Raw genomic sequence first — 14337 nt, 5'->3', positions numbered from 1 at the left:
AGACCAGGGCCCGCTCGGGCGGGTCCAGATAGAGGCTTTCGCGTGGTGCGGTGGATCAACCCAGCGTGGAAATAGCCTGGTTGAACGTCTTCGACGGCCGCATCACGGCCTCCGCCTTCGCCGGGTCCGGCTGGTAGTAGCCGCCGATGTCGACCGGCGCCCCCTGCACGGCGAGCAGTTCGGCCACGATGGTCTGCTCCTGCTCGGCCAGCGTCTCGGCGAGCGCCGCGAACGCGCCGGCGAGCTGCGCGTCCTCGGTCTGCTTCGCCAGCTCCTGCGCCCAGTAGAGCGCCAGGTAGAAGTGGCTGCCGCGGTTGTCGATGCCGCCGACCTTGCGGCTGGGCGACTTGTTCTCGCTCAGGAACGAGCCGGTGGCGCGGTCGAGCGTGTCGGCGAGCACCTGGGCGCGCGCGTTGCCCGTCGTGGTCGCGAGGTGCTCGAAGCTGACGGCCAGCGCGAGGAACTCGCCCAGGCTGTCCCAGCGGAGGTAGTCCTCCTTGACGAGCTGCTGCACATGCTTCGGCGCCGAGCCGCCCGCGCCCGTCTCGAAGAGCCCGCCGCCGTTGATGAGCGGTACGACCGAGAGCATCTTGGCGCTCGTGCCGAGCTCCAGGATCGGGAAGAGGTCGGTCAGGTAGTCACGCAGGACGTTGCCGGTCACCGAGATGGTGTCCTCGCCGCGCCGGATGCGCTCCAGCGAGAACGCGATCGCCTCGACGGGCGTCTTGATCTCGATCTGCAGCCCGTCGGTGTCGTGCTCGGGCAGGTACGCGTTCACCTTGGCGATCAGGTTGGCGTCGTGCGCGCGGCCCTCGTCCAGCCAGAACACGGCCGGGTTTCCGGTGGCGCGGGCGCGGCCGACGGCCAGCTTGACCCAGTCCTGGATCGGCACGTCCTTGGTCTGGCACATCCGGAAGACATCGCCGGCGCTGACCGTCTGCTCCAGTACGGCGTTGCCCGCCGTGTCCACGACGCGCACCGTGCCGGTGGCGGGGATCTCGAAGGTCTTGTCGTGGCTGCCGTACTCCTCGGCCGCCTGCGCCATCAGACCGACGTTGGACACCGAGCCCATGGTCGACGGGTCGTAGGCGCCGTGGGCGCGGCAGTCGTCGATGACGACCTGGTAGATGCCCGCGTAGCTGCTGTCGGGGATGACGGCGAGCGTGTCGGCCTCGCCGCCGTCCGGGCCCCACATGTGGCCGGAGGTGCGGATCATGGCCGGCATGGAGGCGTCGACGATGACATCGCTCGGCACGTGCAGGTTGGTGATGCCCTTGTCGGAGTCGACCATCGCCAGCGCCGGGCCCTCGGCCAGCTCGGCCGTGAACGACTCCGCGATCTTCGATCCCTCGGGCAGCGACTCAAGACCCTTGAGGATGCCGCCGAGGCCGTCGTTCGGGCTCAGACCGGCTGCGGCGAGCGCCTGGCCGTGCTCCGCGAACGTCTTGGGGAAGAAGGCGCGCACCGTGTGACCGAAGATGATCGGGTCGGAGACCTTCATCATCGTGGCCTTGAGGTGCACCGAGAACAGGACGTCCTCGGCCTTGGCGCGGGCGATCTGCGCGGTGAGGAACTCACGCAGCGCGGCCACGCGCATCGCGGACACGTCCACGACCTCGCCGGCCAGCACGGGCACCGACTCACGCAGGACGGTGGTGTTCCCGTCGTCGCCCACCAGCTCGATCCGCAGGGTGCCGTCCTCGGCGATCACGGCGGACTTCTCGGTGGAGCGGAAGTCGTCGGCATCCATGTGCGCGACGTTCGTCTTCGAATCGGCCGTCCAGGCGCCCATCCGGTGGGGGTGCGCCTTGGCGTAGTTCTTCACCGAGGCGGGGGCGCGGCGGTCCGAGTTGCCCTCGCGCAGCACCGGGTTCACGGCGCTGCCCTTGACCTTGTCGTAGCGCGCCCGTACGTCCTTGTCCTCGTCCGACTTCGGGTCGTCCGGGTAGTCGGGCAGCGCGTAACCCTGCTGCTGCAGCTCCGCGATCGCCGCCTTCAGCTGCGGGATCGACGCCGAGATGTTCGGCAGCTTGATGATGTTCGCCTCGGGCGTCTTGGCCAGGGCGCCGAGCTCCGCGAGCGCGTCATCGATCCGCTGTCCCGCTTCGAGACGGTCGGCGAAACCGGCGATGATCCGTCCCGCCAGCGAGATGTCACGGCGCTCCACCGTGACCCCGGCCGTCGAGGCATAGGCCTCGACCACAGGCAGGAATGAGTAGGTGGCCAAGGCCGGGGCCTCGTCGGTGTGCGTGTAAATGATGGTCGAGTCTGTCACCGGGTGCTCCGCTCCACGTCTGCAACATTGCTCGACATCAAGATATCCCTTGGCCCGGGGTTGCTCGACAGTGGCCCGTACTGAGCGGTATCCGTGTCGAATGAGACATCAACGTCTCATTTGGGCTATGGTTGTCTCATGACAGTCGATCGTGACCAGGTGCTGCGTACGGCCGCCGCCCTCCTCACCCGCAAGGCGACCGCCACCATGGACGAGGTCGCGCGGGCCTCCGGCATCGGCCGGGCCACCCTGCACCGGCACTTCGCGGGGCGCGACGCCCTGGTCAAGGCGCTGGAGGAGCTGGGCATCCGGGAGTTCGAGGCGGCGCTCGACGCGGCGCGGACGGACGAGGGACCCGCGAGCGACGCGCTGCGCAGACTCGTCGCCGAGGTCGAGCCCGCCGCCGGGCTCCTGGCCTTCCTGGTCACCGAGAACCAGCTCTTCGAGGGCGAGGTGAACGAGGGCTGGGACCGGCTCGACGCCCGGGTCGCCGGACTCTTCCGGCGCGGACAGGAGCAGGGCGAGTTCCGCATCGACCTGCCCCCCGCCTGGCTCACCGAGGCGTTCTACGGACTCATCGGCACCTGCGCCTGGGCCGTCCAGGACGGACGGGTCGCCGCGAAGGACTTCCAGTACATGATCGCCGAGTTGCTGCTCGGCGGAGCACGACGGAGCGTGGAGCAATGATCAGCACCGACCTGACGGCGACGGAGACGGACCCCCGGCACCGCCCGGGGCGCTGGCTCGCCCTGTCCGTACTCGTCCTGGCCGTGCTGCTGGTGGCGGTCGACGCCACGGTCCTCGGCCTCGCCACACCCTTCCTGAGCGAGGACCTCAAGCCGTCCGGCACCCAACTGCTCTGGATCGGCGACATCTACTCGTTCGTCATCGCCGGCCTGCTCGTCTCCATGGGCAGCCTCGGCGACCGGATCGGCCGCAAGAAACTGCTGCTGACGGGCGCCGTCGCCTTCGGTGCCGTCTCCGTACTCAACGCGTACGCGACCAGCCCGGAGATGATGATCGTCGCGCGGGCGCTGCTGGGTGTCGCCGGCGCGACGCTGATGCCCTCCACGCTGGCCCTGATCCGCAACATCTTCCACGACCCCAAGGAGCGCAGCCTTGCCATCGGCATCTGGGGCGCCGCGGCCTCGGCGGGCGCGGCCGTGGGTCCGGTCGTCGGCGGATTCCTGCTGGAGCACTTCTGGTGGGGCTCGGTCTTCCTGATCAACCTGCCCGTCATGGCGGTCCTCGTCGTCGTGGGCGTGAAGCTCCTGCCCGAGTCGAAGAACCCCGCACCCGGCCCCTGGGACGTGCAGAGCGTGCTGCTGTCCCTCGTCGGGATCGTCGGTGTCGTGTACGCCATCAAGGAAGCCGCCGCGCACGGGCTGCGCTGGGACATCGCCGCCGCGGCGGTGGTCGGCGTCGCCGCGCTCGTCCGCTTCGTCCGCAGACAGCTCAGGATCCGCCACCCGCTGCTCGACATGCGGCTGTTCAGGAACCGAGGCTTCTCCGGAGCCGTACTCGCCGACCTGCTGACCATCCTCGGCCTGTCCGGGCTCGTCTTCTTCCTGTCGCAGTATCTGCAACTCGTCCAGGAGCGTGGGCCGTTGGAGGCGGGCGTGGCCGAACTGCCCGCCGCCGTGGGCGCCGTGACGGCCGGCCTGCTCGCCGGCCGGGCGGCCCGGCGGTTCTCCGTACGGCTGGTGGTGGCCGGCGGCCTCGCCGGTGTCGGCCTGGCGACCGCCTCACTCGTCGTACTGACCGAGACCACCGGCTATCCGATGCTCGGCGCCGTGCTGCTGGTCGTCGGCGTCGGCGCGGGCTTCTCCTTCACCGTGACGGCCGACGTGATCCTCTCCAGCGTCCCCAAGGAACAGGCGGGCGCGGCGTCGGCGGTGTCGGAGACGGCGTACGAACTGGGCGCCGCGCTCGGCATCGCGCTCCTCGGCTCGATCGTCACGGGCGTCTACCGGGGCTTCCCCACCCCGGCGGGCGTACCCGCCGAGACGGCGGCAGCCGCACACGAGTCACTGGGCGGCGCGGTGGAGGCGGTACGCGTCATCCCCGGCCACCAGGGAGCGGAACTGGTCGCAGCGGCCCAGGAGGCTTTCGTCCACGGCCTGCGCATCGCGGCGGGCGCGGGGGCGGCGGTGCTGCTCGCGACATCGGTGGTGGCGTGGTTCCTGCTGCGCGGCCAGAAGCTGGAGGACGGCGTCGAACCGGCCACCGCGGCGATCGAGGACAGAACACCCAGCCCGTCCCGCGACTGAGGACACCCGCCCGACGGGACCGGCGCCCGCGCTCCTCCCACGAGGGGATGCGGGCGTCGGCGGGGTCGGCCCGGCTCAGGCAGCCTTCGCCTTGGTGGCGTACATGTCCACGTACTCCTGCCCACCGAGCCGCATGACCTCCGTCATCACGGAGTCGGTCACCGCCCGCAGCACATAGCGGTCGCGGTCCATGCCGTCGTACCGCGAGAACTCCATCGGCGCGCCGAAGCGCACCGTCACCTTGCTCGGCCGCGGCATGCCCGACCCGTTCGGCTGGATCTTGTCCGTGCCGATCATCGCGAAGGGGATCACGGGCGCGCCGGTCATCAGCGTGAGCCGCGCGATACCCGTACGGCCCCGGTACAGCCGGCCGTCGGGGGAGCGCGTGCCCTCCGGGTAGATGCCGAACATATGGCCGTCCTCCAGCACCCGGCGGCCGGTCATCAGCGCCGCGACACCGCCGCGCCCGCCGTCACGGTCGACCGGGATCATGCCGCAGCCGGTGAAGAACCAGGCCATCAGCCGGCCCTTGAGCCCCTTGCCGGTGACGTACTCGTCCTTGCCGATGAAGAAGACCTGACGGCTGCCGCAGACGAGCGGCAGGATCATCGAGTCGATGAAGGTGAGGTGATTGCCGGCGAGGATCACCGGACCGGTCCCCGGGATGTTCTCGGCGCCCTCCACCCGTGGCCGGAACATCAGACGCAAGATCGGTCCGAGCACTGCCTTGACGAGCGCAAAGCGGGACAACGGGGTCCTCCGGTTGGTGAGCGGTCGTATCGAGCCGACTAACTCTCTGCAGGTGAGGACGATACTCGCGGGTCGGCCCCCCGCGCACATCGGGTTCATCGATCGGATACGCAGTGTTGACACGAGTTTCCGATGTGTTCGCGCCAGATCTGCCCCGTGTAGGGGGTGACTGCCTACGATCAAGCCCTCGCTTGACAGGTGCGGGACAGCACATGGACATCACATGAAGGAGCGTTCATGACACAGGGTGCGAGCAACATCCCGGGACGACGGACCGTGCTGGGAGCGGCGGTGCTCGGCTCGGCCGCACTCGGTCTCTCCGTCGGCACGGCCGGTACGGCGCAGGCGGCGCAGTCCGACGGGCGCGGCGGCAACCACCGCCCGCCGCACAAGGGCCTGCCGGTGCCGACGATCGTCGGACACCGCGGCGCCAGCGGCTACCGGCCCGAGCACACCCTCGGTTCGTACCAGCTCGCGCTCGACCTCGGCGCGCACGTGATCGAGCAGGACCTCGTGCCCACCAAGGACGGTCATCTCGTCTGCCGTCACGAGAACGACATCACCGGCACCACGGATGTCGCCGACCACCCGGAGTTCGCCGGGCGCAAGACGACCAAGAGTGTCGACGGGGTCAGCCTCACCGGCTGGTTCACCGAGGACTTCACCCTCGCCGAGCTGAAGAAGCTGCGCGCCAAGGAGCGCATCCCGCAGTCCCGTCCGCACAGCACCCTCTACAACGGCCGTTGGGAGATCCCCACCTTCGAGGAGGTGCTGCGCTGGGCCGACGAGGAGGGCCGCCGCCGGGGCGAGCCCGTGTGGCTGTACGTCGAGACGAAGCACCCCACCTACTTCCGGGGTCTCGGTCTCGGCCTGGAGGAGCGGCTCGCGAAGCTGCTTCGCCGGTACGGCAGGGACCGCCGCGACTCGCCGCTCTTCCTCCAGTCCTTCGAGCCCACCAGCATGCAGCGCATGGCCAAGCTGGTCTCGACCCCGCGCGTCGTGCTCTTCGACGCCGCCGACACGCAGCCGTGGGACTTCAAGCAGTCGGGCGACCCGCGTTTCGTGGCCGACCTGATCAAGCCCGAGGGGCTGAAGTGGATCGCGTCCTTCGCGCAGGGCATCGGCCCGTGGGTGGACCTGATCATTCCGCGGGACGCGGCCGGCAAGCTGGGCAAGCCGACCACGCTGGTGCGTGACGCCCACGCCAAGGGCCTGATCCTGCACCCGTACACGATGCGCAACGAGAACAGCTTCCTGCCGGCCGACTTCCGGATCGGTACGGATCCCAACGCGTACGGCGATGCCTTCGGAGCCTTCAAGACCTACTTCGAGCAGGGCATCGACGGCATCTTCACCGACAACCCGGACACCGGTCTGCTGGCGGCCGCCGACTTCAACAAGGACTGATTCCGGCAGCGACGTGTAGTCCGTGCCCCGGCCGGGTGGTTCCCCGCCGGGGCACAACCGGTTGCCGTGGCCGCCGAGTTGGGCATCGGACCGCGGAACGTACACCTGACCCCCACCCCGGCCCCATGGCTGCGATGTTGTCGCCCGACGGCCCCACCCACCGCGAAATCACAGGAGAGTTGGGTATCTCACAGGGTGGTTTGGAGCCATGGCGTTCCCCATGCCTGTGATGCCTGGGCAAAATGCTCACCACAGAGGTTGCAGCTCCTGAACTCCGGGGAAAGGAGCGGTAGACAACCGGCGGCAGCAGGTGAGCGGGAGGCATGCACACATGGGCATGAGCGTGACCATCTCAGCAGCGAGTGCGCAGGACGCGGAACACATCCTGAAGCTGCAGTACCTGTGTTACCAGAGCGAGGCCGAGCTCTACGGTGACTACACCATCGAACCGTTGACCCAGACCCTCGACGACCTCAAGGACGAGATCGCCCGCGGCCACGCTCTGGTGGCCAGGCTCGGCGGCGAAGTCGTGGCCTCCGTGCGGGGCGTCATCGACTCCGAGGGCACGGCCAGGATCGGCAAGCTCATCGTTCATCCGCGGATGCGGCACCACGGTCTCGGCGGCCGGCTGCTCGACGCGATAGAGGGGAGCTTCGCCGGAGCCGAGGCGGCCAAGCGCTTCCAGCTCTTCACCGGCCATCGCAGCGAGGGCAATCTGCGGCTGTACCGGAGCAAGGGGTACGCGCCGGTGGCGAGGGAGACGGCCGGTCGCGGTCTCACGCTCGTGACGCTGGAGAAGGAGGCGGCCACCGAGGCGTTCGTCGCCAGCGCCTGACGGTCATCGACCGCCCCAACCCTCGACCCCCAACCCTCGACGCTCAATCCCCGACCCTCGACCGTTCGACCCTCAGACCGCTCAACGACCGCTCAACCCCGTCGGGACCTGCGCAGCCACAGCATCCCCGTGATCGGCAGCAACACGGGAATGAAGACATAGCCCCAGCCGAACCCGGACCAGACCGTCGCGTCGGGAAAGGCGGAGGGGTCCACGATCGTCCAGGTCCCGACGGTGAGCACACCGACGAGTTCGCCGCCGCAGCACACCAGCGCCGCCTTCCGGGCCGTCTCGCCGCCCCGTACGAGCGTGTAGGTGATGAACACGTACACGACGGCGGCGATGCCCGACAGCGTGTACGCCAGCGGTGCCCGGTCGAACTTGGTGGCGATCTCGAAGGCGGTCCGCGACACCGCGCCGACCGACATCACCCCGTACAGCCAGACGAGCAGCAGTCCGGGCCCCTCGACCAGCCTGGTCCGCCCCGCCGGCCGGCCGTCCGTGCTCGTGCCCGCGTCGGCCCCCGCGCCCGCGTCCGCCCCTGTCCCGGTCTCCACGGTCAGCCTCCCCAGATGTCGTACAGACGCACTTCGAGTACGGCGAGGACGACGGCGCCCGCCGAGACCGTCGCCGAGCCCCAGCGGGTCCGCTCGGCCAGGGACAGGAATCCGGCCGACGGCACGGCGGCGAACGCGCCGATCAGATACGAAACGAAGATCACCGAACTCTCGGCCGGATCCTCACCACGCGCCAACTGAACGATTCCGATGACCAGTTGGGCGAGCGCCAGCACCGTGACCACGGCCATGCCGATGAAGTGCCAGTCCTTGGTGGGCTGGTCCCGGTACGCGGCGAAACCGCACCAGGCGGCGAGGACGAGAGCGGCCACGGAGACCGCGACCGTCAGGGCGACAAGCATGACGACGAGAGTATTACGGCCCGATAAGCCCGGTGCGCTCGCCCCTGTGAGGAGCCGGGCCGCCGACCTCGGCGCCGGGGGCCGCCATGACCGTGACCGTGGCCTTGGCCACAACCCACGACCGGGCCCGACCGGCCGCCGACTTCCCCGCCGACGACCTCACGCCCCTGTCCGTGCAGGTCAGAGAGGTGAATCCGGAGATCGACGCCGTCTTCGGACTTCTTCGCCGCACCTCCCGGCGGGCCCGGAAGACGTATCCGCTATCCGGACAACCGGCCGAACCGGGGATATACGTCTGCTTTACTTACCGACATGACCACGACGAGCAGCCGCATCCTTGCGACCGAGGCGATCACGACGCCCGGTGCTCGCTGTCTGTGTCGAATGTGCGCCCACTGAGGGCCCCTGCCTGAGTCTCGCGCCCCGAAGCGAGGCCCGACAGAAGCGACGCCACATCCGTGGTTACGTCTCGTAGCTCCGCACGTCCCTCACGCGTGACCGGCCATGACTGGCCGCGAGCCGCCGTGAGCCGACGCGCCGTGTCGCGCCGCGCCCTGTCGGACCGCCCGAATCCCCGTGCCCCGCCCGGCCGCAGCGCCGTGCACCCGACAGTGACGGAAACCCCCTGTGATCACCACTACGGGCCTGACGAAGGTCTACCGGTCCGGCCGGTCGCGCGGCCATGAGATCACCGCGCTGGACGGCGTCGACCTGCACGTACGCGAGGGCGAGGTCTTCGGAGTCGTCGGCCGCAGCGGCGCCGGGAAGTCTTCCCTCATCCGCTGCGTCAACCTCCTCGAACGTCCCACCGCCGGCACCGTGACCGTCGACGGGACCGACCTGACCGCGCTCGCCGGGCGCGGCCGACGGGCCGGCAAGGAGCTGCGCCGCGCGCGCAGTTCCATCGGCATGGTCTTCCAGCACTTCAACCTGCTGTCCTCGCGCACCGTCCAGGACAACATCGAACTGCCGCTGGAGATCCTCGGCCACTCCGGCCAGGAACGCTCCCGCCGGGCACTGGAACTGCTCGACCTCGTCGGTCTCGCCGACAAGGCCAAGAGCTACCCGGCCCAGCTCTCCGGCGGCCAGAAGCAGCGCGTCGGCATCGCACGCGCCCTGGCGGGCGAGCCGAAGGTGCTGCTCTCCGACGAGGCGACCAGCGCGCTCGACCCCGAGACCACCCGCTCGATCCTGCGGCTCCTGCGCGACATCAACCAGCAGCTCGGCCTCACCATCCTGCTGATCACGCACGAGATGGAGGTCGTCAAGACGATCTGCGACTCGGCCGCGCTCATGGAGAGGGGCCGGATCACCGAGTCCGGCACGGTCGGCGGGCTGCTCGCCACCCCCGGCTCCCTGCTCGCGCGCGAGCTGTTCCCGGTGGACGGTGCCCAGGCCGGACCCGGCGGCACGGTCATCGACGTGACATTCCACGGCGAGGCGGCCACCCAGCCGGTCATCTCCCAGCTGTCACGCACCTACAACATCGACATCTCGATCCTCGGCGCGGCGATGGACACCGTCGGGGGCCGCCAGATCGGCCGGATGCGCATCGAACTGCCCGGCCCCTTCGAGGAGAACGTCGTGCCCATCGGCTTCCTGCGCGAACAGGGACTCCAGGTCGAGGTCGTGGAAGCGGTCGAAGACGACGTGGAAGCGGACGGAGACGCCGTGGAAGCGGATGGAGACGCCGTGGAACCGGTCGGGGACGCCGAAGACGTCGCCGCCACCGAGCAGCCCGCCGCGCTCACCAAGGAAGGTGCGAAGTGACCTGGTCCGAGATGCAGCCACTGCTCAGCCAGGGGACGCTCGACACCCTCTACATGGTGCTGTGGTCGGCGCTGGTCACCGTCGCCGGCGGACTGCCGCTCGGCGTACTCCTCGTCCTCACCGACAAGGGCGGCCTGCTCCAGAACGCCCCCGTCAACAAGGTCGTCGGCGTGATCGTGAACATCGGCCGCTCGCTGCCCTTCATCATCCTGCTGATCGCGCTGATCCCCTTCACCACCTTCGTCGTCGGCACCTTCATCGGCCCCACCGCGATGATCGTGCCGCTCGCCATCGGCGCGATCCCCTTCTTCGCCCGGCTCGTCGAGACGGCGATACGGGAGGTCGACCACGGCCTGGTCGAAGCCGTCCAGGCCATGGGCGGCTCCATCCCCACCATCGTCCGCAAGGTGCTGCTCCCGCAGGCCCTGCCGTCGATCGTCTCCGGCACGACCACCACCGTCATCGCGCTCATCGGCTACTCGGCCATGGCCGGCGCGGTCGGCGGCGAAGGCCTCGGCTCCAAGGCCGTCACCTACGGATTCCAGCGGTTCGAGAACGGCTTCATGATCGCCACGGTCGTCGTGCTGATCCTCGTCGTCACCGTGATCCAGCTGATCGGCGACCTCGCCGTACGGCTGCTGACCCGCCGGACCCGTACCGCGTAACCCCTCAGATGTCCCACCGGCCCGCACTCCTTGTCCGGGCCCGACCACCGAACACCGGAAAGAGGCACTCTTCGTGCGCACTCACCTCAAGATCGCGGCCGCCGCTGCCACCGCCGCCCTCGCCATCGGCCTGAGCGCCTGCGGCACCTCGTCCGACCCCGCCGAGAAGTCCGCGGACGGCGCCAAGGCCGACGAGTCCAAGCCCCTGCTCGTCGCCGCGTCCCCGACGCCGCACGCCGACATCCTGAACTTCATCAAGGACAAACTGGCGGCGGACGCCGGACTCAAGCTCGACGTCAAGGAGTTCACGGACTACGTCCTGCCGAACACCGCCACCGAGAGCGGCGAGGTCGACGCCAACTACTTCCAGAACAAGCCGTACCTCGACGACTTCAACAAGAAGAACGACACCCACATCGTTCCCGTCGTCAACGTCCACCTGGAGCCGCTCGCCCTCTACTCCAAGTCGGTCAAGGACCTGAGCGGCCTCAAGTCCGGTCAGACCGTGGCGATTCCGAACGACACCGTCAACGAGGGCCGGGCCCTGAAGCTCCTCGCCGACAACGACGTGATCACGCTCGCCGACGGCGTCGAGGGCAGCGGCACCCTGGCCGACATCAAGGACGCCAAGGGCCTGAAGTTCAAGGAGCTGGAGGCCGCCACGCTGCCCCGCGCCCTGAACGACGTGGACGCCGCCGTCATCAACGGCAACTACGCCATCGAGGCCGACCTCAACCCCGCCACGGACTCCCTGGCCCTGGAGAAGACCGAGGACAACCCGTACGCCAACTTCCTCGCCGTCAAGGAGGGCAACGAGAAGGACCCGCGCGTGCTGAAGCTCGCGAAGCTCCTCAACTCGCCCGAGGTGGAGAAGTACATCAAGGACACCTACAAGAACGGCGCGGTCCTGCCCGCCTTCGGCCCGCCCGCGTAATTTGTCCGTGCAACCCGGCCGTCAATCCGGTACGAGCCCCGCACACCCCGGCCGTGTGCGGGGCTCCCCCGATGCTGCATGCTGTGCATTTACGACGGACTGAGGCATGGAGCTGAGCATGACTACCACCTTTCCGGACGTCTCCATCAGCACCGAGCGGCTGGTGCTGCGCCCGTTCGAGGCCGCGGACATCCCGGCGCACATCGAGATGATGAACGACGAACCGGTCATCGCGTGGACGTCGGCACCGCACCCGTACAGCGCCCAGGACGCCGAGGACTGGGTCGGCGCAATCGCTCCCGCGGAACGCACCGAGGGGCGCGGACTGGTCCTCGCCGTCACCGAGTTCCTGACCCAGCGCCTCGTCGGCCTCGCGCGTCTCCAGCACACCAACTGGCGCGCCCGCACGACCGAGATCTCCTACGTCACCGCCCCCTGGGCGCGCGGCGAGGGCTACGCCACCGAGTCGGTGCTCGCCGTCGCGCAGTGGCTCTTCCGCGACCAGAGCTTCGAGCGCATCGAGTTGCGCACCGCCGCCGACAACACGGCCGCCCAGCAGGTCGCGCAGAAGGCCGGCTGCATCAGCGAGGGTGTCCTGCGCAACGCGTGGATAGCGCGTACGCAGACGGAGACCGGCGGCTGGATCGACATCCGCACGGACCTCATCGTCTGGAGCCTGCTGCCGGAGGACCTCGAAGGCGTCGCCGAGCAGATGGCGGACGCGGGCGGCTACGGGTTCACCGACTGGAACTGAACCCCGACACCAGGACCCCGGCGGTCTCGTGCCCGCGAGGACCCCGGAACCCCCGGCCCCCGGCAGACGGCAGGCCGGCCGGCGGGTACCCTCACACGCACCGCCCCGGTGCGGACCCCCCTCACGGCACGACCGATCCGCCGCGGCTCCGGCCTGCGCCGAAACAACCAGCCACACATCGACCCGCGCCACAACAACCTGACGACCTCTGGGGAGACTGACGACGATGGCCGACCGCGTCACGGTGATCGGCTGGGACGGCTCGCCCCTCGCGCCTGCGGCCACGTCCGCCCTCGCCGCGGCCACCCTGGTGGCCGGCGCCGCCCACCATCTCGCCCTGCCGGAAATACCGCCGGACGCAGAACGGATCCGCCTCGGCAGCGTCGACCTCGCCGCCCGCAGGATTGCCGGACACCGCGGCAGCGCCGTCGTACTCGCCGACGGCGACCCGGGCTTCTTCGGCGTCGTACGCACCCTGCGCGCCCCCGAGCACGGCCTTGAGGTCGAAGTCGTACCCGCCGTCTCCGCCGTGGCCACCGCCTTCGCCCGCGCCGGAATGCCCTGGGACGACGCGCAGGTGGTCGTCGCCCAGCAGCGCACACTCCGTCGCGCCGTCAACGTGATCCGGGCGCACACCAAAGTCGCCGTCCTCACCTCACCGGGCGCCGGACCCGCCGAACTCGCCCTGCTCCTCCAGGGAGTTCACCGCACCTTCGTCATCTGCGAGGAACTGGGCACCGACCGCGAACAGGTCACCGTCCTCACCTCCGACAAGGCCGCCGACCACGTCTGGCGCGACCCCAACGTCGTGATCGTCGTCGGCGGCATCGGCACCGCGCCCGTCCGCACCGGCGGCTGGCTCGCGGGCCACGACCCCGAGTACCCGCCCGCCGTTCGGGGTTGGGCGCTGCCCTCCGAGGAGTACGGCATCGACCTCGACGAGGGCGAGTCGACCTGGCTGCGCGCGGCCCAACTCGCCCGGCTCGGCGCCCGTACCGGCGACCTCGTCTGGGACATCGGCTCCGGCAGCGGGGCGCTCGCCGCCGAGGCGGGGCGCTTCGGCGCGGCCGTGATCGCCGTCGACGCGGAACCGGGGGCGTGCGCCAGCACGGCCGCTGCCGCCCGTCGCGCCGGCGTACAACTGGAAGTCGTGGAAGGCCGTGCGCCCCACGTGCTGGAGAATCTGCCCGAGCCCGACGTCGTACGCATCGGCGGCGGGGGAGTGGACGTCGTCATCGCCTGCGCCGACCGCAGGCCCGCGCGCATCGTGACCCACGCGGCGACGCGGGACGAGGCCGAGGCCATCTGCGGCGCGCTCCGCGAGGGTGGTTACGTGGTGGAATGCGTCCTGCTCCAGTCCGTCGAAATGGACACCGGAGCGTGGTCGGAGCGTGAACGCTCCGTGGTTTTCCTGGTCTCGGGCAACCGGCCGGACCGCGCCCCCTGACCCCGTTGTCAGAGGCGCGGGGTAGGCTGACCGATCGTTGTACCGCAGCCGTTCGTTCGTCGCTTCGTTCGTCAATGTCCGGAAAAGGGGGTCGTTTTGGACCCTCATGTGGTACGGCTGCACCGGGGGACGCGCAACGTGGCGCAGCCCACAGAAGGCTGCCGCAGATCACCGTGTGTCGGCCGCGAGAATACGTGAGGGTCGCGGCCCGATTCGTGCCGCGCGGCGCCCACGCTCGTTGACACTGACGGGCGCCGGACGCGCCGCCGAATCGGGCGCCCCGGTCGAAGGGCCGTAGGAGCACAACCAAT

At 69.6% G+C, this 14337-nt stretch carries 13 protein-coding genes; 9 read left to right on the top strand and 4 right to left on the bottom strand.

The annotated features are described in order from the left end of the window. Positions 1 to 55 precede the first annotated feature (55 nt). Complete coding sequence (locus tag ACFT9I_RS31980; protein ID WP_382570042.1) at positions 56 to 2275, bottom strand: NADP-dependent isocitrate dehydrogenase; 2220 nt, start codon at positions 2273 to 2275, stop codon at positions 56 to 58. A 138-nt stretch (positions 2276 to 2413) separates the two neighbouring features. Between ACFT9I_RS31980 and ACFT9I_RS31975 the strand changes: the two genes are divergently transcribed. Then, on the top strand, positions 2414 to 2962 hold the full coding sequence (locus tag ACFT9I_RS31975) for a TetR/AcrR family transcriptional regulator (protein WP_382570040.1): 549 nt from the start codon (positions 2414 to 2416) through the stop codon (positions 2960 to 2962). Beyond that, on the top strand, positions 2959 to 4545 hold the full coding sequence (locus tag ACFT9I_RS31970; RefSeq protein WP_382570038.1) for an MFS transporter: 1587 nt from the start codon (positions 2959 to 2961) through the stop codon (positions 4543 to 4545). Before ACFT9I_RS31975 ends, ACFT9I_RS31970 begins: the two co-directional genes overlap by 4 nt. Before the next feature lie 75 nt (positions 4546 to 4620). Here the strand turns inward: ACFT9I_RS31970 and ACFT9I_RS31965 are convergent, their stop codons facing one another. Next, a complete protein-coding gene (locus tag ACFT9I_RS31965; protein ID WP_382570036.1) occupies positions 4621 to 5244 on the bottom strand; it encodes a lysophospholipid acyltransferase family protein in 624 nt (207 codons plus the stop codon). 288 nt (positions 5245 to 5532) lie between these two features. On the opposite strand from ACFT9I_RS31965, the gene ACFT9I_RS31960 reads away from it, so the two are divergent. Further along, entirely contained in the window at positions 5533 to 6702 is a 1170-nt protein-coding gene (locus ACFT9I_RS31960) for a glycerophosphodiester phosphodiesterase (protein WP_382570034.1), read from the top strand. A gap of 331 nt (positions 6703 to 7033) precedes the next feature. After that, positions 7034 to 7537, top strand: a complete 504-nt coding sequence (locus ACFT9I_RS31955; RefSeq protein ID WP_382570032.1) for a GNAT family N-acetyltransferase — start codon at positions 7034 to 7036, stop codon at positions 7535 to 7537. A 92-nt stretch (positions 7538 to 7629) separates the two neighbouring features. Here ACFT9I_RS31955 and ACFT9I_RS31950 read toward each other — a convergent pair whose 3' ends face one another. Then, positions 7630 to 7965: a hypothetical protein gene (locus ACFT9I_RS31950; protein ID WP_382570046.1), complete on the bottom strand. Its 336-nt coding sequence runs from the start codon at positions 7963 to 7965 to the stop codon at positions 7630 to 7632. Between the two features lie 131 nt (positions 7966 to 8096). Continuing rightward, a complete protein-coding gene (locus ACFT9I_RS31945; RefSeq protein WP_382570030.1) occupies positions 8097 to 8456 on the bottom strand; it encodes a hypothetical protein in 360 nt (119 codons plus the stop codon). A 627-nt stretch (positions 8457 to 9083) separates the two neighbouring features. Between ACFT9I_RS31945 and ACFT9I_RS31940 the strand changes: the two genes are divergently transcribed. The 5 genes from ACFT9I_RS31940 (at position 9084) to cbiE (ending at position 14026) form a co-directional block, all read left to right on the top strand. Then, positions 9084 to 10226, top strand: a complete 1143-nt coding sequence (locus ACFT9I_RS31940) for a methionine ABC transporter ATP-binding protein (RefSeq protein ID WP_382570028.1) — start codon at positions 9084 to 9086, stop codon at positions 10224 to 10226. Then, entirely contained in the window at positions 10223 to 10891 is a 669-nt protein-coding gene (locus ACFT9I_RS31935; RefSeq protein WP_382570026.1) for a methionine ABC transporter permease, read from the top strand. The genes ACFT9I_RS31940 and ACFT9I_RS31935 overlap by 4 nt, the downstream gene beginning before the upstream one ends. Positions 10892 to 10964: 73 nt before the next feature. Beyond that, positions 10965 to 11825 (top strand): MetQ/NlpA family ABC transporter substrate-binding protein, encoded by an 861-nt coding sequence (locus tag ACFT9I_RS31930; RefSeq protein WP_382570023.1) that lies wholly within the window; start codon positions 10965 to 10967, stop codon positions 11823 to 11825. Positions 11826 to 11943: 118 nt separating this feature from the next. After that, a complete protein-coding gene (locus ACFT9I_RS31925) occupies positions 11944 to 12579 on the top strand; it encodes a GNAT family N-acetyltransferase (RefSeq protein ID WP_382570021.1) in 636 nt (211 codons plus the stop codon). 226 nt (positions 12580 to 12805) lie between these two features. Further along, positions 12806 to 14026, top strand: coding sequence for a precorrin-6y C5,15-methyltransferase (decarboxylating) subunit CbiE (gene cbiE, locus ACFT9I_RS31920; protein ID WP_382570020.1), 1221 nt, complete (start codon positions 12806 to 12808; stop codon positions 14024 to 14026). Positions 14027 to 14337: the final 311 nt, after the last annotated feature.

Source organism: Streptomyces sp. NPDC057137 (genome assembly GCF_042670825.1).
Classification (GTDB): domain Bacteria; phylum Actinomycetota; class Actinomycetes; order Streptomycetales; family Streptomycetaceae; genus Streptomyces.
The sequence above is the reverse complement of the archived record's forward strand: the minus strand, read 5'-3'. Positions and strand labels throughout refer to the sequence as shown.

Coding starts and splice junctions, on each gene's coding strand:
- ACFT9I_RS31945 (WP_382570030.1), bottom strand. CDS start 8,456: ATGCTTGTCGCCCTGACGGTCGCGGTCTCCGTGGCCGCTCTCGTCCTC.
- ACFT9I_RS31975 (WP_382570040.1), top strand. CDS start 2,414: ATGACAGTCGATCGTGACCAGGTGCTGCGTACGGCCGCCGCCCTCCTC.
- ACFT9I_RS31925 (WP_382570021.1), top strand. CDS start 11,944: ATGACTACCACCTTTCCGGACGTCTCCATCAGCACCGAGCGGCTGGTG.
- ACFT9I_RS31960 (WP_382570034.1), top strand. CDS start 5,533: ATGACACAGGGTGCGAGCAACATCCCGGGACGACGGACCGTGCTGGGA.
- ACFT9I_RS31955 (WP_382570032.1), top strand. CDS start 7,034: ATGGGCATGAGCGTGACCATCTCAGCAGCGAGTGCGCAGGACGCGGAA.
- cbiE (WP_382570020.1), top strand. CDS start 12,806: ATGGCCGACCGCGTCACGGTGATCGGCTGGGACGGCTCGCCCCTCGCG.
- ACFT9I_RS31950 (WP_382570046.1), bottom strand. CDS start 7,965: ATGTCGGTCGGCGCGGTGTCGCGGACCGCCTTCGAGATCGCCACCAAG.
- ACFT9I_RS31970 (WP_382570038.1), top strand. CDS start 2,959: ATGATCAGCACCGACCTGACGGCGACGGAGACGGACCCCCGGCACCGC.
- ACFT9I_RS31965 (WP_382570036.1), bottom strand. CDS start 5,244: ATGTTCCGGCCACGGGTGGAGGGCGCCGAGAACATCCCGGGGACCGGT.